The following is a 22,641-nucleotide window of genomic DNA, read 5'->3' as shown; positions in this document are numbered from 1 at the left end:
CCGGCACTAGGCCGGGCAGCAAATTATACAACGGTGCGCTGAGTTAATAGGCGGTGCTGCCATACATGCTGAAATGCGGGCGGTACCCTTTCGGGGCAGTCTACGCTTTCCGAACTTTGCTAATGACCCACAACAACACGACCGCCCCCACCGTCGCCGTCACTAATGAGCCAATAAAACCGCCTGCTTGCAGTCCTAACAAACTAAATAAGAAACCACCCACAACTGCACCAACAATACCGACACCGATATTACCTAACACGCCAAAACCGCCGCCGCGCATGATGTTGCCAGCAATCCAGCCAGCCAAACCACCAATGATCAACCATGCAATAAAGCCCATAGTGCCTCCTTGATATCCACTGTCTCTTAGGGTTTTACCTATCTATTCTAGCTATCTACCCTAGCCATCCCTGTTTTAGATGTCTATTTTAGCTAGCTGTTTTACCAACACATCCTGCTTGTCCTACCATAGCACAAGCGCTACTGTTCAGCGCACGCGACACGCTATCTATACAAGGAACCCTCCATGATCCCCGACTCTCTCAAGCAGCTACTTAGCAACGTAGACGGCCAGCAGCAAGCTATCTGGCAAGGACGCGAGGTAGTGCTTTTCAAGATGGCCTGGGGGGAAATGGTGATTAGCCTACAGGGCGCGCAAATATTGCACTTTTGCCCTCAGGGCGACACTGACTGGCTATGGCTGACACCCACTCCCCAGGCGTTACCCGGTGCCGCGCGTGGTGGTATCCCGCTGTGCTGGCCATGGTTTGGCGACGAGCGCTATGCCGATGAGAGCCCTGAGCGCAATGGCCCTTTCCATGGCCTTGCACGACATGCTCAGTGGCACGTAGATGCCGTGGACGAACACGCAGAAGGTATTGAGGTACACCTATCCCCCGTTGAGCGCCTACATAGTCAGTTGACTGCTAGAGTCGTCATCCAAGCTAACGCTCAGCGTTTAAACGTTGAGCTAATCAGCGAAAATATTGGCGATACCCCAATTAAAACCAGCGGTGCTCTACACACCTACCTAGCCGTTAACGATACCCATCAGTGCCGTTTGGAAGGACTGTCAGGTGCGCGCTACCTTGATAAGTTGCGCGACTTCTCCGAAGGCGAACAGCAGGGAACACTGGTCATACGCGGCGCGATTGACCGCATCTACCACACTAACGAAGCGGTACTGCTTAATGATGGCCAGCGCGTGCTACGCATTGCCAAACAGTCCAGCGACTCTACTGTGGTATGGCACCCTGATAGCGAACGCCCCAACGATATCCCTGCCGAAACAGCACGCCACTTTCTTTGTGTAGAGGCTGCGAATACGCGCTTAGACCCAGTATGGTTAGTTCCTGGCGCGCAACACTTGCTGGGTACGACATTAAGCCGCGGTTAATCAGTGTGCTAGTCATCACTTTGCGCACCCAAAACTTGGTAATGTAACTGTGACGATAGATGCCAAATAACTTCGACAAGGAGCTTTCATGAATCCTCAAGATCTACTTGAGGCGGCCACGCTTGCGTTTAACCTAGTGGGTATGGTGGTTTGCTTAGTTGGCCTGACACTAGCTCAAAAAATGTCACGCAAATGGCCTGGCTACGTGATAGCAGTGATAGGCTTTCAGATTGCAACGATGCCAATGTTTTACCAACTTGTAGTTATGTTGCGGCACTAGCCTTAACACTCTTGTTAATTTTATGATGCATACGAGGCCTGCTTTATGCGCCAGCCGTTAAGCCGCGAACTGAGCAATCTGTTAGAGCGTGGTCGCGACCGCCAACTGCGCTTAGCGGTGACCGGCCTTTCACAAGCGGGAAAAACTGCCTTTTTGACCTCATTGGTCAACCAACTGCGCCATGCTGGCGTTGAGGCGCAATTAGGCTTATTACCAGCGGCTCGAGAAGGTCGTCTGCTGGGTGCTCAGCGGCTTAATCAACCTGACCTGGGTGTTCCACGTTTCCCCTATGACCCGGGCATGGCCGCGCTACGTGATACACCACCACGCTGGCCGGAACCGACTCGCGGTATCAGCGAATTACGTTTACAACTGCGCTACCGTCCTGCCCGCAGCGGCTGGTTAACCCCCGAAATTGCTCACCTCACCTTGGACCTGTTCGACTACCCGGGCGAATGGTTGTTGGACTTACCGCTACTGCAGCACGACTTTTACAGCTGGAGCCAAGCTCAGGCATTGCACGAAGGTGAGCAGCGCCGAGGTTTGTTTAGCGAGTGGCTTACCGCAGTAGAACAGCTAGACCCTGCTGGTGAGGCGGATGAATCCCAGCTCGCCGCCTTAGCCGAAGATTATGCCCAAGGCCTGCGCCGCGCCAAACAGGCTGGTTTTTCCGACCTACAACCAGGTCGCTTTTTGCTGCCGGGGGAGCTAGAGGGCGCGCCGGTACTGCAATTCTTCCCGTTGCCACAACTTACAGATTCCAAAGCAACGCTAGAAGCACTGCCCGCCAACAGCCTTTACGCTACCCTGTCGGCACGCTTTCGCTATTACCAACAGCAGGTGGTAAAGCCTTTTTACCGTGACCACTTCCGTCGTTTTGATCGCCAGATTGTATTAGTCGATGTACTCGGTGCGCTGAATGCGGGTCCTGAGCGGTTTGAAGATCTTTCCCAGGCACTGCGCCAGTTAATGCACAGCTTTGACTACGGCAAACGTAGCCTGCTCACACGACTGTTCACACCAAAGATTGACCGCCTCGCGATTGCGGCGACCAAAGCTGACCACGTCACCCCCGACCAACACGGCCATGTAGTGCAGCTACTGGAAGCATTGCTGGCAGAGCCGTTGAAAGACCTGCGCTTTGCCAATGTGCCCGTAAAAGCACTCTCACTAGCATCAATTCGTGCCACTGAAGCCCGCGAAGTAGTACACGAGGGTAAGCGCTCACCAGCACTGCGCGGCACCACTCTGGAAGGCGAAGACGTGCTGGTTTACCCGGGCGATGTTCCTGCGAGGCTGCCCACGGGAGATTTTTGGCAACAGCAAGGCTTTGACTTTCCCAGCTTTCGACCAATGCCCAGTAACTCAGAAGCACTGGATCATATTCGCATGGACGCCGCCATCGACTGGCTGATTGGAGACAAACTGTCATGACTACCCCACAGCCGCGCCGCCATTTCAAGTTGAATGAGACACCCGAAGAGACGTCTCAAGAAGACGCCACCTTGCGCCAGCGCGAAGCTTTTTCCGGTACTAGTGAGCATCACCCTCTGGCACCACTACCTGAAGAGAAAGCCCTGCCTGTCGCCAGCTTAGGTGCGCCACGCAAACGCCGCTGGGGGCTACTATTTGCCTTAGTAGGCGGTGCTGGTCTAGGCACTGCTGAACTTGTTACTGGCATACCAGATGCAATGGCGCAATCACAATGGCTGGCCATTGCCTGGCAGCTGTTCGGGATTAGCCTGATTGGTTTAGGGGGGCTATCGTTGCTCAAAGAGCTTAGCCGCTTACGCCGCCTGAAACGTCATGACAAACTGCGCGGTGACCTTGCCGAACTGCCGCTACGTTCTCCACAGCAGGCCCGCGCCATGGCCGAACAGCTTAGGCGCCAGCTCAAACTGGCCGACGATGACCCCAACTGGCTGGCATTTCAGCGCGCCAGCCAGCCCCACCATAGCGGGGAGGAGATCCAGACACTGCTGCGCTACCACTTACTAGCCCCCCGTGACCGCGAGGCCCAGCGCTTGATTACCCGTATGTCTGGCGAAACGGCCATTATGGTGGCTATCAGCCCACTTACATTGGTGGATATGGCACTGGTGGCCTGGCGCAGCCTTGCCATGGTCGACAGACTCTGCCGACTTTATGGATTGGAACTAGGCTATGCCAGCCGCCTACGGCTTTTCCGTAATGTGCTGCATAACATGGCCTTTGCCGGGGCCAGTGAACTGGCCACTGACGCCAGCATGGATATGCTTTCGCTTGATTTGGCAGGCAGGCTTTCCGCCCGTGCGGGCCAAGGCTTGGCCACGGGCCTACTGAGCGCCCGTTTAGGGCTACGCGCCCAGCGTCTATGTCGCCCTGTGGCCTTTACGGATGAAGAGCAACCCAAGTTGGCCGATCTACGCCAAGACCTATGGAGGCAAATCAAACGGCTCGATAAAGAGCCCGTTTCACAAGATCGTTAAACGGGATGGTTCGAGGCGATCCAATCGAGAAACGTGCGTTTGCCAACCCCATTGCCATTTGGGTTGGCATCAATGATGCCGTAACCATTAGGCGTCGCCAGACTGAGATGCTTCAGTCCGACCAGCATGCCACGTTCAAGCATGTCTTCGACTAGCCCTCTCCAACCCAGCGCTACGCCTTGCCCTGCAATCGCCGCTTGAATCAACAGCGTATAGTTATTGAAATCCAGTTCGGAAGATTGCCCATAAGGCGCCCCACCCATTTGCTTGAAGTATGTCGGCCAATCCAGCCAGTGCTGCCGTTGATCAGCGGTAAGGGTCAGCAGGGGGACTTCAGCAAGCGATGAGAGCTGTTCCAAAGGGCCGTACTGTTTCAAAAAACCAGCACTACAGACGGGAAAAACCTCTTCCTGAAACAATGGAGAAGCGTTTTTCATCCCCCGTTCATCACAGAACATAATGGCCACATCGACCTCTTGCCCTCTCCAATCAAAGACTTCCTGGCTAGTTAAAATGCGCACGTCGATATTGGGGTGCTGCTGCCGAAACATCGGCAGCCGCGGCATCAACCAGTAAGCAGCCAACGAAAAATCGGTCAAAATATTTAAATGCGGATTATGCTGGCGATGCTGCAGCCGTTCGATCGTCTCCTCAATGATCGAAAACCCCTCCTGAACACTGGCAAATAGCGCATGACCAGATTCGGTCAGTAGCACGCCACGGTAGACCCGGTCAAAAAGCCGCAAGCCAAGCTCTTCTTCCAACGCCCGAACCTGCTGGCTGACCGCCGACTGGGTCGAACGCAGTTCATGAGCTGCTGCAGTAAAGCTCAGATGTCTGGCTGCTGCCTCAAAGACTCTCAATCCGTTCTGCGACACCCTTTTACCCGCCACTAACATTAGCTCACCTAATGGGAAACATTAAAAAACAGCCAGTTTACAGCATGACGGATTAGCAGAGAGACTGGTTAAGAATTGATACGCGCCACGACCTGGAGTTTCTGCACATGACTGCTCGACAACCTAATATTCTTTTCCTAATGGCCGACCAGATAGCAGCCTCGGCAATGCCCTTCCACGGCCACCCCATCGTAAAAACTCCCCACCTCTCACGATTGGCAGATGAAGGGGTAGTGTTCAACTCAGCCTACTGCAACACCCCGCTGTGCGCGCCATCTCGTTTTACGCTGATGGCAGGTCAGTTGCCGTCACGCATTGGAGGTTATGACAATGCCGCTGATTTTCCAGCGGACACTCCCACTTTCGCCCATTATCTACGCGATGCTGGTTACTACACCGCCCTCACCGGCAAGATGCATTTTTGCGGCCCTGACCAGCTGCATGGTTTCGAGGAACGGCTGACCACCGATATCTACCCGGCCGACTATGGCTGGTTTGTCGACTGGGAAAACTTTCATGAACGGCCTAGCTACTACCACAATATGTCGTCGGTGATTCAGGCGGGGCCATGCGTGCGCTCCAACCAGCTCGACTTCGACGATGAAGTCGCTTTCCGCGCTAAGCGCTTTCTTTACGATTATGCCCGCAATGGCGAGCAGCGCCCCTTCTGCCTGACTGTTTCAATGACGCACCCACACGACCCTTACACCATCCCTCAGGAGTACTGGGACCGCTACCAGCACGACGCCATCGATATGCCACGGGTGCCCTATTCGAGAGAGCTGATGGACCCACACTCAAAGCGGCTGCGTCATGTTTACCAGTGCGATGAGGGCACCATCAACGATGAGCAGATCCGTAACGCGCGCCATGCTTATTATGGGGCGCTAAGCTATGTCGACGATCAAATCGGTGACGTGCTTAAAGCGTTGAAAGAGACTGGCCTCGCTGAAAACACCATCATTGTTTTCTCCGGCGATCACGGTGATATGCTCGGCGAGCGCGGCCTGTGGTACAAGATGAGCTGGTTCGAGGGCTCGGCACGCGTGCCGATGATTATCCATGCGCCACAACGCTTTACTCCAGGCAGGGTTCGTGAGTCGGTGTCGACCATGGATCTGCTGCCGACGTTTGCCGAACTAGCCCACGGTGGAAGTGCACCGGAGTATGCCGTGCCGATTGATGGTCGCAGCCTCTTGCCGCACCTGACGGGTAACGGTGGTCACGACGAGGTAATAGGCGAGTATCTTGGCGAAGGGGCTATTGCACCGCTACTAATGATTCGTCGCGGTCGTTACAAATTCGTCCACACTGCACCAGATCCAGATCAGTTGTTCGATCTCGAAGCTGATCCGCTAGAACTCAATAATCTCGCCGAAAGCCCTGCTTATCAGGAATTATGTAAGGAGTTTCGCAATGAGGTCGCCAGTCGCTGGGACTATGAGCGAATGCATAATGAGGTGATTGCCAGTCAACGGCGCCGCAAACTGGTTTCGCGGGCCCTTAAACAAGGCAAAGTTACGCCATGGGATTATCAGCCTACTTTCGATGCTAGTACCCAGTATATGCGTAACAACATCGACTTGGACGACCTAGAGCGTCGAGCACGTTTATCAGCAGCCGCCTCCGTAACAAACAACCGTTGATTCATCATTTAACCACTACCACCCTAAAATAAAGATGATAAGACGGCGGATGCGCCCATTATTAATAATAAGGGAAACTCTATTATGAGCACTAAAAGCGACCCTGAGTCGCCGCCTATGGCTAGTGATATGCAAACCGACTACGTGGTCGGGCAGGATAATATCGAGGGGAGCTTTGGCCCCATCGGATTTGATATCCATAATCGCGTTTTTGCTGTATCCGCCCTTGCTTCGATCGTGTTTATTATCCTTACGCTGCTATTTCCTGAACGCGCAGGGAGCATTTTTCAGTCGATCGTCGCTTTTTCCACGGGAACCCTGGACTGGTATTTCATGATCCTGGTGGATTTCTTTATTCTGTTTTGCTTGGCACTAGTGGTCTTGCCTTATGGATCAGTCAGGCTAGGGGGGCCTGACGCTCGCCCAGATCATAGCTATCTTTCTTGGTTTGCAATGCTGTTCACTGCAGGCATTGGCATCGGCTTACTGTTTTTTGGCGTTCTAGAGCCGGTTTATCACGCCAATGTTTCGCTGCCTTTAGGTATTACGTCTCCCTTCGGAAGTGACGGAACACTGAACCCAGACGCTATTGCTGATGCTAGTGCCATGGGGCTTGCGGGCACTTATCTTCACTGGGGGCTGCATGGCTGGGCAGTGTATGTTGTGATGGCCCTTGCACTGGGCATTTTTACTTATAACAAAGGCCTGCCATTTTCGATACGTTCAGCTTTTTTTCCAATTCTGGGCGAACGCGTCTGGGGCTGGTGGGGTCATGCCATCGATATTCTGGCAGTGTTTGCCACCCTCTTCGGACTGGCCACATCTCTTGGGCTTGGCGCACAACAAGCGAATGCGGGAATGAACTTCGTCTTTGGCATGGAGGTAAACACCACCACCCAGGTGATCGTCATCGTGCTCGTAACGGCAGTCGCGCTAGTGTCAGTATGGCGCGGACTAGAGGGCGGCTTAAAGAAGCTTTCTGAGTTCAATATGATCCTGGCTGTATTGTTTTTCTTCTTTGTATTGTTTGCTGGCCCAACATTGATTGCGCTAAGCGGCTTCATGTCAGGGCTTGCCACCTATGTTACCGACTTTCTACCGTTATCGGCTCCTTTCGGCCGTGATGATGACACCTACCGTCAATCCTGGACTATTTTCTATTGGGCCTGGTGGATCAGTTGGGCACCTTTCGTCGGCATGTTTATCGCACGCGTGTCACGAGGCCGTACAGTGCGAGAGTTCGTGCTCTGTGTACTTCTAGTTCCCAGCCTGTTTATCTTTATTTGGATGGGCGTCTTTGGTGCTACCGCATTGGATCAGCTCTACGCAGACCCTGCCAATAGCCTGGTTAAAGAGTATGTCATCGACAACTACAGACCGGAACTGTCGCTATTTGGCATGCTTAATGAGCTGCCTCTAACAGGCATTATGTCTACCTTAGGCATCGTGTTAGCACTGATATTCTTTGTTACCTCGTCGGACTCAGGGTCTTTGGTTATCGACACTATCACTGCTGGCGGAAAAATTGACGCTCCCCGCCCACAGCGCATGTTTTGGGCAATTGTTGAGGGGCTTATCGCTATCGTACTGCTGATTGGTGGCGGCTTATCAGCGCTTCAGGCAGGCGTGACAGCAACGGCTATTCCATTCTCAATTGTTATGCTGCTGATGTGCTACTCAATTATTAAAGCGCTTAATGGCGAGTTAAAGCATATGCGCCGCTAACGAGGACATTAGGACGATAGTAAAGAGCCTCTGCTAACATCAGCAGAGGCTCTTTACTTATCAGTACGACATGACGCTAACGCTTCAAGCCAAACGCTGTTCAGTCTCGGCATCAAACAGCACGGCGCGGGCCATATCGACGCGTAGCGACAAGCGTTCGCCGGGTGCAATTGCGCACTTGGGCCCTACCCTAGCGGTGATTTCCTGCTCTCCCAGCGGCAGGCGTAGCAGAATATCAGCGCCGGTCGGCTCAACGACGCTTACCTTGGCCTCCATTAATGTCCCTTCCGCCTGCTCGCTCAGCCGAACATCCTCCTCGCTGAAGTGTTCTGGTCGCAGACCTAGAATAATCGGTTTGTCCAATTGCTCCACGAGCCCCGCTACGTTGCGCTCAGAGGGCCATGGCAGCAAGACATCATCTTCGCCAGGGGTGGCAATACGTAGTACATAGCCATCGCCAGCCGCTTCAAGCGTCGCGCGAATAAAGTTCATCGACGGCGAGCCCATAAAGCCTGCCACAAACATATCCACCGGGTTGTTGTAGACCTCATCCGGCGTTCCCAACTGCAGGATATTACCGTCGCGCATCACTGCAATGCAGTCTGCCAGGGTCATGGCTTCCACTTGGTCGTGGGTCACGTAAACAATGGTGGTGCCCAGACGCTGGTGGAGCTTTTTGATCTCGGTGCGCATATCCACGCGCAGCTTGGCATCCAGGTTGGAGAGTGGCTCGTCGAACAGGTATACCTTGGGCTCACGGGCCAACGCCCGGCCCATAGCCACCCGCTGGCGCTGCCCGCCGGAAAGCTGAGCTGGCTTACGCTCCAATAAATGGGTGATTTGCAGCAGATCCGCCACCCGCTCAACCGCTTGCTCGCGCTCAGCTTTAGGCACCTTGCGCATCTCCAGGCCAAAGCTAATGTTTTGGCGCACGGTCATGCTTGGGTAGAGGGCGTAGGACTGGAATACCATGGCAATATCGCGATCCGCCGGAGTTCGCCAAGTGACATCCTCCCCATCGATATAGATATTGCCTGACGTTACCGGCTCAAGCCCGGCAATGGCATTCATCAGCGTGGACTTACCGCAGCCGGATGGCCCCACCAGAATCAAAAACTCGCCGGAATCGATCGAGATGCTGACATTCTTAAGTACCTGCTCACTGCCAAATTCTTTGCGCACGTTGTGGATTTCTAACGCTGCCATAATGAAAATTCCTGTTGTTATTAGCCTTTAACAGAACCAGCGGTTAGCCCGCGTACAAAATATTTACCGGCCAGTACGTAAACCACCAGGGTGGGCAGCGCGGCAATCATTGCCGCCGCCATATCCACGTTGTACTCGCGTACGCCGGTGGAGGTATTGACCAGGTTGTTAAGCGCCACGGTTACCGGCTGGGTGTTGTGGGCCGAAAACGCCACCCCAAACAGGAAGTCGTTCCAGATCTGGGTAAACTGCCAGATCACCGAGACCACGATAATCGGTGCGGAAACCGGCAGCAGGATGCGCCAAAAAATACGAAAGAAACCTGCGCCATCCAACTTTGCTGCCGACACTAACTCATTGGGGATGCCCACATAGAAGTTGCGGAAAAACAGCGTGGTAAAGGCGATACCAAACACCACATGAACCAAGATCAAACCGGCACGAGAGCTGGAAATACCCAACCAGCCAAGGGTTTGCGCCATGGGCAGCAGCACCACCTGGAAAGGAATAAAACAGCCAAACAGCATTAGTGCGAAGACTAACTCTGAGCCTTTAAAGCGCCATTTAGTCAGCGCATAGCCATTGAGCGCGCCGATGGTGGTGGAAATCAGCACAGCAGGAATCACAATCGCAAAGGAGTTCCAGAAATAGCCACCAATGCCATCGCAGCGCATGCCAGTGCAGGCTTCACCCCAGGCTTTTGCCCAAGGTTCCAAGGTCGGGTTTTGCGGCAGAGAAAGTAGCGTACCGGCGCTGATTTCACTCAGTGGTTTTACCGAGGTCATCAACATCACCACTAGCGGTAGGATATAAAACAGCGCAGCGAGTATGAGCACGCCATATAAAAGACCACGGCCCAAGCGCGCAGCGGGCGTTTGACGACGAATCACGTTAGCCATGCTTGCGGCTCCTTAATTCGGAGTAGAGATAGGGGATCAAAATCGCCAGCACGCCGCCCAACATCAGCATGGCACTAGCAGACCCCAAACCAATCTGCGCCCGAGTAAAGGCATGGGCATACATAAAGGTGGCGGGCAAGTCGGTGGCGTAGCCAGGCCCGCCGCCGGTTAATGCGACGACCAAGTCAAAGCTCTTGATAGCAATATGGGCCAAAATCATGACTGCGCTAAACACCACCGGTCGCAAGCACGGCATTACTACACGCCAATAGATCCGTGGCAGACTGGCGCCGTCCAACTGAGCGGCTTTGACAATGCTGTCGTCAATGCCCCGCAGTCCAGCTAAAAATAGTGCCATGACAAAGCCTGAGGCCTGCCACACGGCGGCAATAACCAGGGTGTAAATGGCCATATCTGGATCGACAATCCAGTCAAAGCGAAACGACTCAAAGCCCCAGCTTTGCACCATGGCCTGAATGCCCAGCTGCGGGTTAAGCAGCCACTTCCATACCACACCGGTCACGATAAACGACAGCGCCATGGGATAGAGGTAAATGGTGCGCAGCGCGCCTTCCTGACGAATTTTTTGATCAAGCAGGATCGCCAGAAAAGCGCCAATGACCAGGCAAATGAGTACGAATAGCACGCCAAAAATCATCAGGTTGGTCGAGGCAACCCACCAGCGTTCGTTAGCCATTAAGCGCGCATATTGACCAAAACCGACAAAGTCATAGCTAGGCAGCATGCGCGAACTGGTTAGTGAGAGCACAAAGGTCCACAGCATAAAGCCGTAAACAAAAAACAGCGAAATCGCTACCGACGGCGCCAGCACCAAGCGCGGCAGCCAAGCCTGCAAGCTGCCGGATGGCACCCGCTTAGCGCCAAGCCCTAAGGGTGTTGCAGAGGTATTTTTCATGGGGAGGGTATCTCTCATGAAGGGGTGTCCTTGCCAGGAATCTTTGCCAGGAATCTTTACCAGGAAATATGGGCACCGCCGTTGCGACGGTGCCTGGGAACGTTAGACGTGTAAAACGTTACCCGCGCCGCGTTAGAAAGCAGCAGCTTGCGCTGCCCTTACCATACGTTGCGCCGCTTCTTCCGCTGGCATATTGGCGTCGTTGAAGTAGTTCGTCACTACGTCAAAAATGGCACCCTGGACATCCGCACGTACGGCCATGCCGTGAGCCATGCTGGGCACTAAACCACCCTCTTCTGCGGTGCGTTGGAAATCAGCCAAGGATTGCTGAGCGCAGCTATCAAACTCGCTCATGTCTAAATCAGGCCGCGCCGGAATGGAGCCTTTAGCGAGGTTAAACGCCTCTTGAAAGGTTGGTTCAAGCACTAGACGAGCAAGCACTTGCTGAGCCTCTCGCTCGTTATCACTAGCGACCCGGAACATTGCCAGGCTATCGATATTGAAGGTAAACGCATCTTCAGTGCCCGGCGCCGCTGCACACAGGTAGTCTTCCCCGGCGGTTAATCCTGCAGCGGTAAATTCCCCTTTTGCCCAGTCCCCCATCAACTGCATGCCTGCGGTGCCTTCAATCACCATGGCAGTGGCAATATTCCAGTCGCGACCAGACATACCCTCATCCATTAGCTCCCGCGTGCGCTTGAAATCTTCAAGGGCGGCGACCATCTGTTCGCCACCCAACGCTTCAGGATCCAACTCCACCAACGCCTGCTGATAAAATTCGCTGCCTTGGCCGCCCAGTACAACACTTTCAAACACAGTAGCGTCTTGCCAAGCCTGGCCACCGTGAGCCAGCGGTACGTAACCTGCTTCACGAATAGCCTCGCCTGCGGCGAAAAACTCATCTAGTGTGGTGGGCATTTCAACGCCTGCCGCTTCCAGCACTGCTGGGTTAGCCCATAGCCAATTTACCCGGTGTACGTTAACAGGCACCGCTACGTACTGATCGTCATAGCGCATGATGTCGGCCACTACCTCTGGTAGCAGCTCATCCCAACTTTCTGCATCCGCTACCTCATTCAAGTCGCCCAGCAAACCCAGCTCACCCCACTCCTGAATCTCAGGGCCTTTGATTTGCGCTGCTGAGGGAGGGTTGCCAGACATAGCGCGGGATTTCAGCACTGTCATGGCGGTTTCACCACCGCCACCTGCCACGGCGAAGTCCTGCCAGCCGTAACCTTCCGCTTCCATTAACTCTTTAAGTACGTTGGCAGCCCGGGCTTCACCACCGGAAGTCCACCAGTGGAGCACTTCCACTTCATTAGCGTGAGCAGCAGTGGCGAGGGTAGCACCTGCCAGAGCAAGCGCGAGCGTCGTCTTCTTAAATGTCAACATGGCGTAAACCCTTATATTGTTATTGTCCTTCCGGACCTTTGACTTTTAGAAGACTACTCCAAGGCGAGCACGAAGGTGAGTTACCGAGTCCTGCATAGTGTTGGGGGTTTATTACAAGTCTGTAATAGTTTCCTGGCGAGGTAGCGTGAGGGTGACAAGCAGGCCCTTTTCAGCATGGTTGGCGAGCGTAATATCTCCGCCGTGGGCGCGGGCAATGTGCCGGGCAATCCCCAGCCCCAGGCCACTACCACCGGTATAGCGACTGCGCGAAGGCTCCAGGCGGACAAAAGGTGAAAACACCCGCCCTAACTGCTCTTCAGGAATGCCGGGGCCATGGTCGCGAATACACAGGGTGACCACGGCACCTTGCTCAAGTAACTGGACATCAGCCTGCTGGCCGTAGAACACCGCATTCTCAAGCAGGTTAGTAAGGCAGCGCTTAAGCGCCAGTGGCTTGGCAATAAGCGGGGCAATGGGTTGTCTGGTTTTCTCAATAGTCACCTGTGCGCCCTGCAGACTCAGCTCTTCAGCCAACTCTTCCAGCAAGGATTCCAGTACGACGGGGGTTGGTTCCTCGTGTAGGTCTAGCCCTTTCACCGATGCTAAAGCACCTTTCACCAAACTATCCAGCTCATCCAATGAGGCGCAAAAGCGCTCGCGCTGGTAGTCATCATCAAGCATTTCGGCACGTAGCCGCATACGAGTTAGGGGTGTTTTTAAGTCATGGGAAATCGCCGAAAAGAGCCGCTCGCGCTCTTCAATCTGCTCACGAATACGCCGCTGCATACGATTGAACGCCGCCGCAGTGGCAGCAACTTCTTTCGGGCCGTTCTCTTTTAGTGGCGGCATATCCAGGTCATCGCCTAGCTGATTCGCCGCCCTTGAAAGACGCGCCAGCGGCCGGGTCACACTGGTAATTCCCAACAACGAAAGTGCCAGCACACTCAGCAGCACTAGTAGACCCACCAACAAACGTTCCTCAGACAGCCAGCGATAGCCGCTGAAAATATCCGGCACGCCCAGCAGCGTGGCCACGTAGAGCCATGTGTCTGGAGCAAGCTCTAACTGAACGACTAAAATCGGCGGGGAAAGAGGTTCCATCATCAGGCTGTGCTGCCCCCAGCGCGGCGGCAGGTCATAGAGCAGTACTTCGTTATTCAGCACACGAAGGTTTTCCGGGCGGGAGAATTCAACAATTACATCATCAATATTGAGTTGCTGGGTAAGCACCGTGCGTACATTATTCACCACCACCTCTTTTTCCGGCCCCGAGCCAATATCATCGATGGCGAGCCTGCGCTCATTAACGCTAACAAAAAAGCGTGTACCGCCCATATTGCGCAGCTGATCGAGCACGATATGGCGATATTCAACCGGTAGCGAGCGGAAAAACCTCATGGTGGAGGCAATGCTAAACGCCATGTTGGTCGACAGCTCATCAAGCTGTGCCAAGTGGCTAGAGCGCACTTGAGACGTCCATAGCGCATAGCTGGCACCTTGGGCGACCAATACACCGGCGATCATAATGATCACAAAACGCCCACGCAGCGATGCCGGTAGCCAGCGTGCGATTCGTCTGGATAAGCGTCGCCTAGCATTAGCCCATTTAGCGTATCTCACGTTAATGCATCTACCTGGGCGGTCAACACATAGCCCGCTCCACGCACCGTGCGAATTAGCTGCGAATGCTGAGCATCTTCACCCAAGCGTTGGCGCAAGCGGCAAACATGAACGTCAATAGAGCGATCCAACGGCGGCGCGTCCCGTCCACGGGTTAGCACATAAAGATCATCGCGAGTAATCACTGTGGCGGGGCGCTCTAAAAACACCTGCAGTAGCTGAAAATCTGCTCCCGAAAGCGCGGTGCGCTCGCCCTGTAAATCGATCAATTCGCGGGTCATACGGTCGAGCTGCCAATGGCCAAAACTGACCCAGCGGGCCTGCCCAGGTGGAAGTGCAGGTGGCGCACAACGGGTACGCCGTAATACCGCTTTGATACGCGCCAGCAATTCACGGGGATTAAAGGGCTTGCCGATATAGTCATCTGCCCCCAACTCTAACCCCAATATACGGTCAGTATCATCGGCACTGGCGGTGAGCATAATGATGGGTGTTTCGCTGGTTTTGCGCAACTCACGGCAGACAGTAAAGCCATCATCCCCCGGCATCATCACATCGACAATTAATAGGTCCGGCGTGTGATCAGCCAACAGAAGATATAGCGAGTCGGCACCATCAGCAGTCAGTACCTGGTAACCGTGACGCCCCAAATAGTCGGCCAGCAACTCACGGATTTCCGGGTCATCATCGACGACCATTAAGGTAGCAGGCGTGGTTGTCATGGTAGCAAAGTACCCCTAAGTTATGATCACTCGTTATTATCATTTTAGGGGCTAGATGATGGTGGAGTGGCCACCCTATCGCAAGCGGCCATAGACCAAGGTTGCAACTGCGTTAGTACAAAATAGTTTGCATCACGAAGCGTTTGTTACAGCGCGAAGCGTTTTGCTAGCCACTCAGCAACGGCAGCTTCACCATGGTGGCCGATACGCTCTGCGCCCTTTACACGATCAAATAGAGCGGGATGAGCATTAGCCATCACCTGGGCCTCCCCTGCCAAGTCGAGCATTTCGGTATCGTTAAGATTATCACCGAATGCTAAGCAATCTGCGGGCGTTAAGCTCAACCGTTCCAGTAGCGATGACAGCGCTACGCCTTTATTAACGCCTCCTGCCATGATTTCCAGCGAATCAATCGTTGAGTAAGTAATATGCAGCCCTTCGCCGTGGGCCTCTTGGGCCTGGATTTCCAGCTGTTTCAGTGCATCCGGATCACCCAAATAGAGTACTTTTCCCACCCCACTGGGATCCATCTGCGCCGAGGGCACTACTTCATAACTAAACCCGGTGGAGGCATGCAGGGAGAGTAACTGAGGAGCCTCTGCATCAATATGCCAGCCGCTCTCGCGGTATAGATTAAGCCGCACCTGAGGCGGTCGTGGCAGATCTATCAGCGTCTTTGCATATTCAGGGTCAACGTGAGAAGCGGCCAGCAAGATATCTTTCGGGTCATGAACATAGGCGCCGTTGGTACTGATCAAATGCGCGGGGATATCCAACTGATCGCGAAACACCTTCATATCATGATAGTGGCGACCAGAAGCAAGTGCGACATGATGGCCTTGCTTTACGAGAGCCCGTAGTACCTCAATAGTACTTTCGTGCAGCCGGTGGTCGCTGCCAAGCAGCGTACCGTCAAGATCGGAAACGATAAGGCGTGAGGTCATACTGAACTCCCTTGGTCAGCAGCTGCCCGACAACGACCGGGCAGCTGTTATACATTGCTAGCGTTGCGTTCCTAGCGACTGTGCAACGCTAGCCGCATGGACACCCACAATCAGATGCCAAACATTACCACTCAACGCCTGGATGCCTCTACATCCCAGTTGATCCAGCGCAGCGTTGTCGAGGCGAGCGCCATCGACCAGTTCCACACGCAAGCGTGTTTGCGCCTGGACTTCCAACTGTTGCACGTTGGCATCTCCCCCTAAGGCCACCAGCCAGCGCTGTACAATCTCGGCTGGCAAGGCCGCCATCTGAGATGTTGAAGGAACTGCAGTGTGCTGCGCAGGGGTGGTACTAACATCACCGAGCGCCGCTCCCTCCTGCTTAAGCGCCTGACGAATTTCATCCGCCACACCATCGGCGATTGGCCCCATAATTACCTGGAGGCCGCCGCCCTGAAGACGCATGATCCCCCGAGAGCCCAACGACTTCAGGGCCGACTCATCGACCGCCTCAGGATTTTCCAACACCAAGCGCAACCTTGTGGTGCAGGCACCTACGCTCTGTAGGTTGCTCGCTCCCCCTAGAGCAGTAATAAACGCAGAGCCACGCTCGCCTAGTGGCGCTGGGGCTGCTGCGGGTGCTGTATTTTCCGGCTCGCGTCCTGGGGTAGGTAAATTAAAGCGGACGATGGCCCAGCGGAATACCGTGTAATAGAGAACAAAATAGGCCAAGCCAACCGGCAGCATCAGCCAGCCATTGGTGGAGAGCCCATAAGAGAGCGCGAAGTCAAAGGCCCCTGCGGAGAAGGTGAAGCCAAGCTTCACATCCAACCAGTGCAGCAGTGCCATGGAAACGCCCGTCAATACCGCGTGCATGCCATAGAGCAGCGGCGCCAGAAACATAAATGTGAATTCAATGGGTTCGGTAACGCCGGTGAGGAAAGCCGTCAACGCCAGTGACAGTAACAAGCCTCCTACCTGAGCACGACGCCCCTTGGGGGCAGCGTGGTACATCGCCAATGCAGCCGCTGGCAAACCAAACATCATCACCGGGAAGAAGCCCGCCATAAAACGCCCTGCTGCAGGATCACCGGCAAAGAAACGATTAAGGTCTCCATTGGCCACTACCCCGGAGGCTGTCTCGAAACTGCCGAAAACGAACCACACTAGGCTATTCAGCACGTGATGCAGACCCGTCACAATCAACAAACGATTAATTGTTCCGTACACGAAAAGCCCCAGCTCACCGGCGCCGATCAGCCAGTGACCAAGTGCATCAATTCCATGTTGGATGGGCGGCCAAATCATCCCAAAAACAACCCCCATTGCCACCGCAGCTAGGCCAGTGGCAATAGGCACAAAGCGTCGCCCACCAAAAAAGGCAAGATAGTCAGGGAGTTGAATCGACTTATAGCGATTATAAAGCAGACCTGCCACGCTACCGGCAATAATCCCTGCCAGCACCCCCATATCGATCTCAGGGTTAAGAGCAGTCAGCACCGCATCTAGCACCAGATAGCCAATCACACCGGCTAGGCCGGCAGCGCCGTTACTATCATCCGCGAAGCCTACGGCTAGGCCGATAGCAAAAATCAGTGCTAGGTTGGCGAAAATAGCCTCGCCAGCGCCAGCAATGAAGGCAATATCCAGCAAATCAGGTTGGCCAAGACGCAGTAATAGGCCTGCGATAGGCAATACCGCGATGGGTAGCATCAGAGAGCGGCCAAGCCGCTGAAGTCCGCCCATCAGACGGGAACCGAGGGTCGTGGAAGACATTTCAGCACCTCTCCAGAGTCGTTGTTGTTATGTCGGTATGATTGGTTTGGGCCAACCACGCGCTTAAGTGCTGGCGTACAGCAGCAGCATCGTCTAGGGCCAGTAGCTCGGGAATCTCATCTGCCAGCGCGGTAGCATTCAGGCAACGAAGGGCGGCTTTCACAGCAGGCACACGTGCTGGCTCCACAGAGAGTTCGTCGACACCCAGCGCGACAAGCAGGAGCGCGACCAGCTCATCACCAGCAGCGGCACCGCACACTCCCACGGGGCAGTGCCCCTGCGCACCGTCTACCGTCGCCTGAATCAACCGCAATACCGCGGGATGCAATACATCAGCTCGTGCAGTGAGCGTCGGGTCCTCACGATCCATCGCCAGGGTGTACTGGGTTAGATCGTTGGTACCGATTGAGAGAAAATCCGCCTCAACAGCGAGGCTTCTTGCGCACAGAGCGGCACTAGGCACCTCGATCATGGCACCGAGGCGCGGCCGTGCGTCGAGCCCCATTTCACAAGCCAGCACTTCCAGGCGCCGACGAACTTCGCGTAGCTCGCCAACCTCGCTGACCATGGGCAGCATGATGTGCAATGTTTCCAACGGAGTGACGCCGAGCAACGCCCTAAGCTGGGTCTCCAGCAGTTCAGGGTGGCTGGCCCACAAACGAGCACCGCGTACGCCCAGCGCGGGGTTAGGAACTGAAGGTAACCGCAGGTAAGGCAACTGCTTGTCAGCACCGATATCCAGAGTGCGAATAATCACAGGCTTACCGCCTAGGGCTTCCAGAGCAGCCTGATATTCGTCACATTGAGTGATCTCGCTGGGGGCACTATCACGTTCCAGGAAAAGGAATTCGCTGCGCAGTAAACCCACGCCATCAGCACCTGAATCCGCTGCCAGACGTGCCTCTGCGGCACCACCGATATTGGCGCATACCTCAATCTTTCGCCCATCCAGAGTGATCGCTGGCTCATGCGCTAACGCCTTCGCCCTCTCAGCCTCATGCAGGCGGGTATCAATGCGCTCTGCCACTTCCGCCCGCTGAGTGGGGCTAGGCGTCAGCGCCAAGCGCCCGTTTTCTGCATCTAGAATGACACTCTCGCCTGTGGCGCGATGCGCTGCATCGATCAGGCTTGCTCCCATGGCCACTAAGCAGGGAATACCCCTGGCGCGGGCTAAAATAGCTACATGGGAAGTAGTGCCACCACCAGCGAGACAAAGCCCTGCCGGACGCTGGGAGGCAACAGCTACCAGCTCCGAAGGTGTCAGTTCCTCAGCCACAACGATGGCGTTCTTTGGCAGTTCAGGAAGTGCCTCTTGCTGATCATCGCTTAACTCAGCCATCACACGACGCTGTAAGTCGCGCAGATCAGCAACTCTAGCGGCAAGCAGCATATTTCCACTCGCCGCGAGCCGTACGGCTTCGGCGTCCAATGCTTCTCGCCAAGCGTGACCAGCACTGTGCCCTTCACCTATATGATCCCCTGCCGCTGCTACCAAATCGGGATCTTCTAGCCAGGCACGATGGGCAGCAAAAATTTCCGCCTCGGCGCTCTGCCCCTGACGCGTCGCTTGCACTTCAGCTTGAGCTAGCGCCTCGCCGACGCGTAACAGCGCCTCTTCCAAGCGAGCCATCTCAACAGCTTCGCCCTCACCCACCAGGGGCACAGCGGGTAGCGATAACTGGTATGAGACAAGCGGGCCGATGGCCAAACCAGGGCTAGCCACTAAGCCAGCCAGTTCCCCCTTGTTAAGTACCGCAGCAGTTAACGTAGCTGACGGAGGTGCGCTGTGCTCCTCCACCTCGGGAGTTGTCAACAGCCGCTCGGCAGCATCTAGCGCTGCCTCAGCAGCCTCTCCTTGGGCAGTCAGCCTTAACGTTGCACCTTCGACCAAGCCCAAGTTCATTAATGCACTAAGGCTATCGGCATTAGCACTGTCGATATTGCCGGTTGAACACTCATGTTGCACCGTTAGGCTAACGCTGTGCTCCCGAGCAATAGCACGAAGTCGTGCGGCGGGACGGGCATGCAGGCCCGATGCTAAAGCCAGGGTTACAGGGCGCTCAGCTAACGGCCCATCAGCTCGTCGATTGGATTGTTCAACGGCGGTACGGGTTAACACCAGTAAGGGTTCACCCAGTGAAACACGCTCCCCCTCGCGGTGCTTAGACGGCAGCAATTGCCAGCCAGCCGCCTCGGTAATCACCAATGGGGTAATCAGCGCACTCGCGCCCCGCGCTAATGCGTCGGCATCGAAACGACACAACGGATCTCCTGCGCGCACCTGATCACCTACGGAGACCAAAGGCTCTATACCTTTCCCGTTTAACTCAACCGTATCCAGGCCTAGGTGGAGCAGTAACTCAACACCTGCCTTGGTTTTTAGGGTAAATGCATGATGGGTACGCGCACACTGCACCACTTCACCATCACAGGGAGCATGTAGACACTCGCCCAACGGATCGAGAGCAATACCCTCTCCCAAGGTTAGACTGGCGAAAACAGGGTCAGGCACCGCGATAAGAGGCACCACAACCCCCGAAATCGGGGCCTGCAGTGTTAGGGATTGATTAGAGTCTGACATGGGAGTACTCCCAATATTGTTGTTATGCGTTACAGGGTGCAGGTGACTTTATTGAGGTGCCGAGGGCGATCTGGATCGCTTCCTCGAGCCGCCGCAAGACCAGCCACCATTTGATAAAAACTCTGGATCACCGACAGTGGCTGCAGGTCCTCATGGCCAGCATCTACCAAGGTCAAATTGCGCTGTACTACGCCCTTGTCCGCGGCCAGTATTACTCGAGCACCAACACTTTTGAGCCATTCAGCCAACTCCAACAAACCGCTCTGTTCAGGCCCCGCTGGAGCAAATACCAGCACTGGATAATCAGGGCCAATCAGCGCCATCGGGCCATGGCGAACTTCTGCACCGCTAAAGGGTTCAGCTTGAATGGCACAGGTTTCTTTAAATTTGAGAGCCGCTTCCTGGGCAACAGCAAGACCCGCACCACGGCCAATCACCATCATCTTGTCGGCATGCAACAGCGCCTCGATGGCTGGCGACCAGTCTGTCGCCAGGGCCTCAGTTAAGCGCCCAGGCAATTCATCCAGAGCGGTGAGTAGCAAGCGATCTTCCTGCCAGTGGCCGATGAGTTGTGCCATAGCGGAAAGCGTGGCCAAGTAGCTTTTGGTGGCGGCGACACTCTTCTCCTCCCCAGCATAAAGGGGAACCTCACTATCACTGGCCGCCCCCAGAGGCGATTGCTGGGTATTAACCAACGCCACGGTACGCGCGCCAGCGGCGGCTAGTGCCTGTTGAGTAGCCACTAGATCGGGGCTCTGGCCAGACTGAGAAACCGCCAAGGCCAACTGCCCCGTCAGACGCCAAGGCGCCTTAGCCAGAGTGGTCAGGGAAGGAGGTAGCGAGGCCACCGGAATGCCTTTACGCTTCATGCATTGGTAAGCAAAGTAGCTGGCAGCATGGTCGGAGCTTCCCCGGGCCACGGTAACCGCCGCGACAGGCTCGGCAAGGCGCAAGCGCTCGCCTAGTGCAGCGAGCAGCGACGCATTACGTTGCAGTTGGCCGCGAATACGCTCAGGGGCGTTGCGGGTTTCTTCTAGCATCAGAGACATTGTGAGGCTCCTTGGACATTTCCACAGACATGGTGGCCTTCGACATAGACCGCTTGGAGTTTAAGTTGAGGGTCAAGGACGACTAGATCCGCTAACGCGCCCTCTTGCAGGCGGCCGATATCGTCGATACCTAAAAAGTCGGCGGGAAAACGTGACAGGCGATCCGAGGCATCCGCCAAGGTAAGACCGAGACTAACGAAGTTACGTAACGCTTGATCCATCGTCAGCGTGCTGCCCGCCAGGGTGCCATCAGCCAAACGCACGCCACCCAGGCATTTGGTGACGGTCTGCTCACCTAGTCGGTAATCACCGTCAGGCATGCCTGCTGCAGCGGTGGAGTCGGTCACGGCGTAGAGGTTAGGGATGCAACGTAAGGCAGTACGGATGGCTCCAGGATGCACATGTAGCAAGTCTGGGATCAGTTCGGCGTACTGCGCATGGGCAAGCGCTGCGCCGACCATGCCAGGTTTGCGGTGGTGCAAGCCGGTCATGGCATTGAACAGATGAGTAAACCCGCAGGCGCCATGAGCCATTGCCTCAACGCCTTCTTCATAGCTGCCAAGCGTATGCCCTAGCTGAACCCGCACCCCTCGCTCACTGAGATGACGAATTAACGCATAGTGCCCGGCTAACTCTGGGGCAAGCGTCAGCAAGCGGATGGGGGCCAACGCACAGAGTTCGTCAACCTCCTCAATCACACCATTACGCGCATGGGCGGGTTGAGCGCCCAGCTTGCCGGGGTTGATATAGGGGCCTTCCAAATGAACGCCCAATACCCTGGCTGCATTCGGCTCCTGCGCTTCCATGTAGTTGGAGATATCACATAGCACTTGACGAATCTGCGCGTCTGGCGCCGTCATGGTGGTAGCAAGCAAACGAGTGGTTCCAAAACGCACGTGAGTTCGCGCTAGCGTGGCAAGCGCCCTGCCACCTTCCATGGTGTCGGCACCACCCCCACCATGGACATGCAAATCTATAAAGCCGGGAACAATACGTAGCTGGTCGTTGGTGTCAGGATCTACCGGGTCGCCATCAATACGCTTGATACGCCCCTCTTCCCAATGGATCTCTCCTAGGCGCCAGCCCTCGGAGGTGAGGATATTGCCAAACAGCATAAAA

The 22,641-nt window shown here is 55.1% G+C and carries 19 protein-coding genes; 6 read left to right on the top strand and 13 right to left on the bottom strand.

All coding sequences use genetic code 11. The features are described from left to right. Positions 1-100: 100 nt before the first annotated feature. Complete coding sequence (locus CPA45_RS14505; protein ID WP_096652630.1) at positions 101-343, bottom strand: GlsB/YeaQ/YmgE family stress response membrane protein; 243 nt, start codon at positions 341-343, stop codon at positions 101-103. A gap of 186 nt (positions 344-529) precedes the next feature. On the opposite strand from CPA45_RS14505, the gene CPA45_RS14500 reads away from it, so the two are divergent. The 4 genes from CPA45_RS14500 (at position 530) to CPA45_RS14485 (ending at position 4,147) form a co-directional block, all read left to right on the top strand. Further along, positions 530-1,399 (top strand): D-hexose-6-phosphate mutarotase, encoded by an 870-nt coding sequence (locus CPA45_RS14500; protein ID WP_096652628.1) that lies wholly within the window; start codon positions 530-532, stop codon positions 1,397-1,399. Between the two features lie 88 nt (positions 1,400-1,487). Further along, the gene (locus CPA45_RS14495) at positions 1,488-1,679 is read left to right on the top strand and encodes a hypothetical protein (protein WP_078086875.1); all 192 of its coding nucleotides are present in this window, start codon (positions 1,488-1,490) and stop codon (positions 1,677-1,679) included. Positions 1,680-1,724: 45 nt separating this feature from the next. Next, positions 1,725-3,113, top strand: coding sequence for a YcjX family GTP-binding protein (locus CPA45_RS14490; protein WP_096652626.1), 1,389 nt, complete (start codon positions 1,725-1,727; stop codon positions 3,111-3,113). Further along, entirely contained in the window at positions 3,110-4,147 is a 1,038-nt protein-coding gene (locus CPA45_RS14485) for a YcjF family protein (protein WP_096652624.1), read from the top strand. Before CPA45_RS14490 ends, CPA45_RS14485 begins: the two co-directional genes overlap by 4 nt. On the opposite strand, the gene CPA45_RS14480 is transcribed toward CPA45_RS14485, so the two are convergent. After that, positions 4,144-5,025: a LysR substrate-binding domain-containing protein gene (locus CPA45_RS14480; protein WP_244287614.1), complete on the bottom strand. Its 882-nt coding sequence runs from the start codon at positions 5,023-5,025 to the stop codon at positions 4,144-4,146. The genes CPA45_RS14485 and CPA45_RS14480 overlap by 4 nt on opposite strands. Positions 5,026-5,153: 128 nt before the next feature. On the opposite strand from CPA45_RS14480, the gene betC reads away from it, so the two are divergent. Together betC and CPA45_RS14470 are read left to right on the top strand one after the other, a co-directional pair. Then, positions 5,154-6,692, top strand: a complete 1,539-nt coding sequence (betC, locus tag CPA45_RS14475) for a choline-sulfatase (protein WP_096652620.1) — start codon at positions 5,154-5,156, stop codon at positions 6,690-6,692. An 84-nt stretch (positions 6,693-6,776) separates the two neighbouring features. Beyond that, entirely contained in the window at positions 6,777-8,417 is a 1,641-nt protein-coding gene (locus tag CPA45_RS14470) for a BCCT family transporter (protein ID WP_096652618.1), read from the top strand. An 84-nt stretch (positions 8,418-8,501) separates the two neighbouring features. Here CPA45_RS14470 and CPA45_RS14465 read toward each other — a convergent pair whose 3' ends face one another. From CPA45_RS14465 to nagA, 11 genes are all read right to left on the bottom strand, one after another. Then, complete coding sequence (locus CPA45_RS14465) at positions 8,502-9,623, bottom strand: ABC transporter ATP-binding protein (RefSeq protein ID WP_096652616.1); 1,122 nt, start codon at positions 9,621-9,623, stop codon at positions 8,502-8,504. Positions 9,624-9,643: 20 nt separating this feature from the next. After that, complete coding sequence (locus CPA45_RS14460) at positions 9,644-10,522, bottom strand: carbohydrate ABC transporter permease (RefSeq protein WP_078086868.1); 879 nt, start codon at positions 10,520-10,522, stop codon at positions 9,644-9,646. Further along, positions 10,515-11,438: a carbohydrate ABC transporter permease gene (locus CPA45_RS14455; RefSeq protein WP_096652662.1), complete on the bottom strand. Its 924-nt coding sequence runs from the start codon at positions 11,436-11,438 to the stop codon at positions 10,515-10,517. Before CPA45_RS14455 ends, CPA45_RS14460 begins: the two co-directional genes overlap by 8 nt. 132 nt (positions 11,439-11,570) lie before the next feature. Continuing rightward, a complete protein-coding gene (locus CPA45_RS14450) occupies positions 11,571-12,830 on the bottom strand; it encodes an ABC transporter substrate-binding protein (RefSeq protein WP_096652614.1) in 1,260 nt (419 codons plus the stop codon). A 111-nt stretch (positions 12,831-12,941) separates the two neighbouring features. Continuing rightward, a complete protein-coding gene (locus CPA45_RS14445; RefSeq protein ID WP_244287618.1) occupies positions 12,942-14,354 on the bottom strand; it encodes an ATP-binding protein in 1,413 nt (470 codons plus the stop codon). Between the two features lie 92 nt (positions 14,355-14,446). Next, on the bottom strand, positions 14,447-15,172 hold the full coding sequence (locus tag CPA45_RS14440) for a response regulator (protein ID WP_096652610.1): 726 nt from the start codon (positions 15,170-15,172) through the stop codon (positions 14,447-14,449). Positions 15,173-15,318: 146 nt separating this feature from the next. Next, a complete protein-coding gene (locus CPA45_RS14435; protein WP_096652608.1) occupies positions 15,319-16,116 on the bottom strand; it encodes an HAD family hydrolase in 798 nt (265 codons plus the stop codon). Positions 16,117-16,173: 57 nt separating this feature from the next. Then, entirely contained in the window at positions 16,174-17,892 is a 1,719-nt protein-coding gene (nagE, locus tag CPA45_RS14430) for an N-acetylglucosamine-specific PTS transporter subunit IIBC (protein WP_096652606.1), read from the bottom strand. A gap of 1 nt (position 17,893) precedes the next feature. After that, complete coding sequence (gene ptsP / locus CPA45_RS14425; RefSeq protein ID WP_096652604.1) at positions 17,894-20,473, bottom strand: phosphoenolpyruvate--protein phosphotransferase; 2,580 nt, start codon at positions 20,471-20,473, stop codon at positions 17,894-17,896. Positions 20,474-20,502: 29 nt separating this feature from the next. Further along, entirely contained in the window at positions 20,503-21,522 is a 1,020-nt protein-coding gene (locus CPA45_RS14420) for an SIS domain-containing protein (RefSeq protein ID WP_096652602.1), read from the bottom strand. Continuing rightward, a complete protein-coding gene (nagA, locus tag CPA45_RS14415; RefSeq protein WP_096652600.1) occupies positions 21,513-22,637 on the bottom strand; it encodes an N-acetylglucosamine-6-phosphate deacetylase in 1,125 nt (374 codons plus the stop codon). Before nagA ends, CPA45_RS14420 begins: the two co-directional genes overlap by 10 nt. Positions 22,638-22,641: the final 4 nt, after the last annotated feature.

The sequence above is a fragment of the Vreelandella nigrificans genome, assembly GCF_002374315.1.
In the GTDB taxonomy this organism is placed as follows: domain Bacteria; phylum Pseudomonadota; class Gammaproteobacteria; order Pseudomonadales; family Halomonadaceae; genus Vreelandella; species Vreelandella nigrificans.
This window is presented reverse-complemented; position numbering and strand designations above follow the sequence as displayed.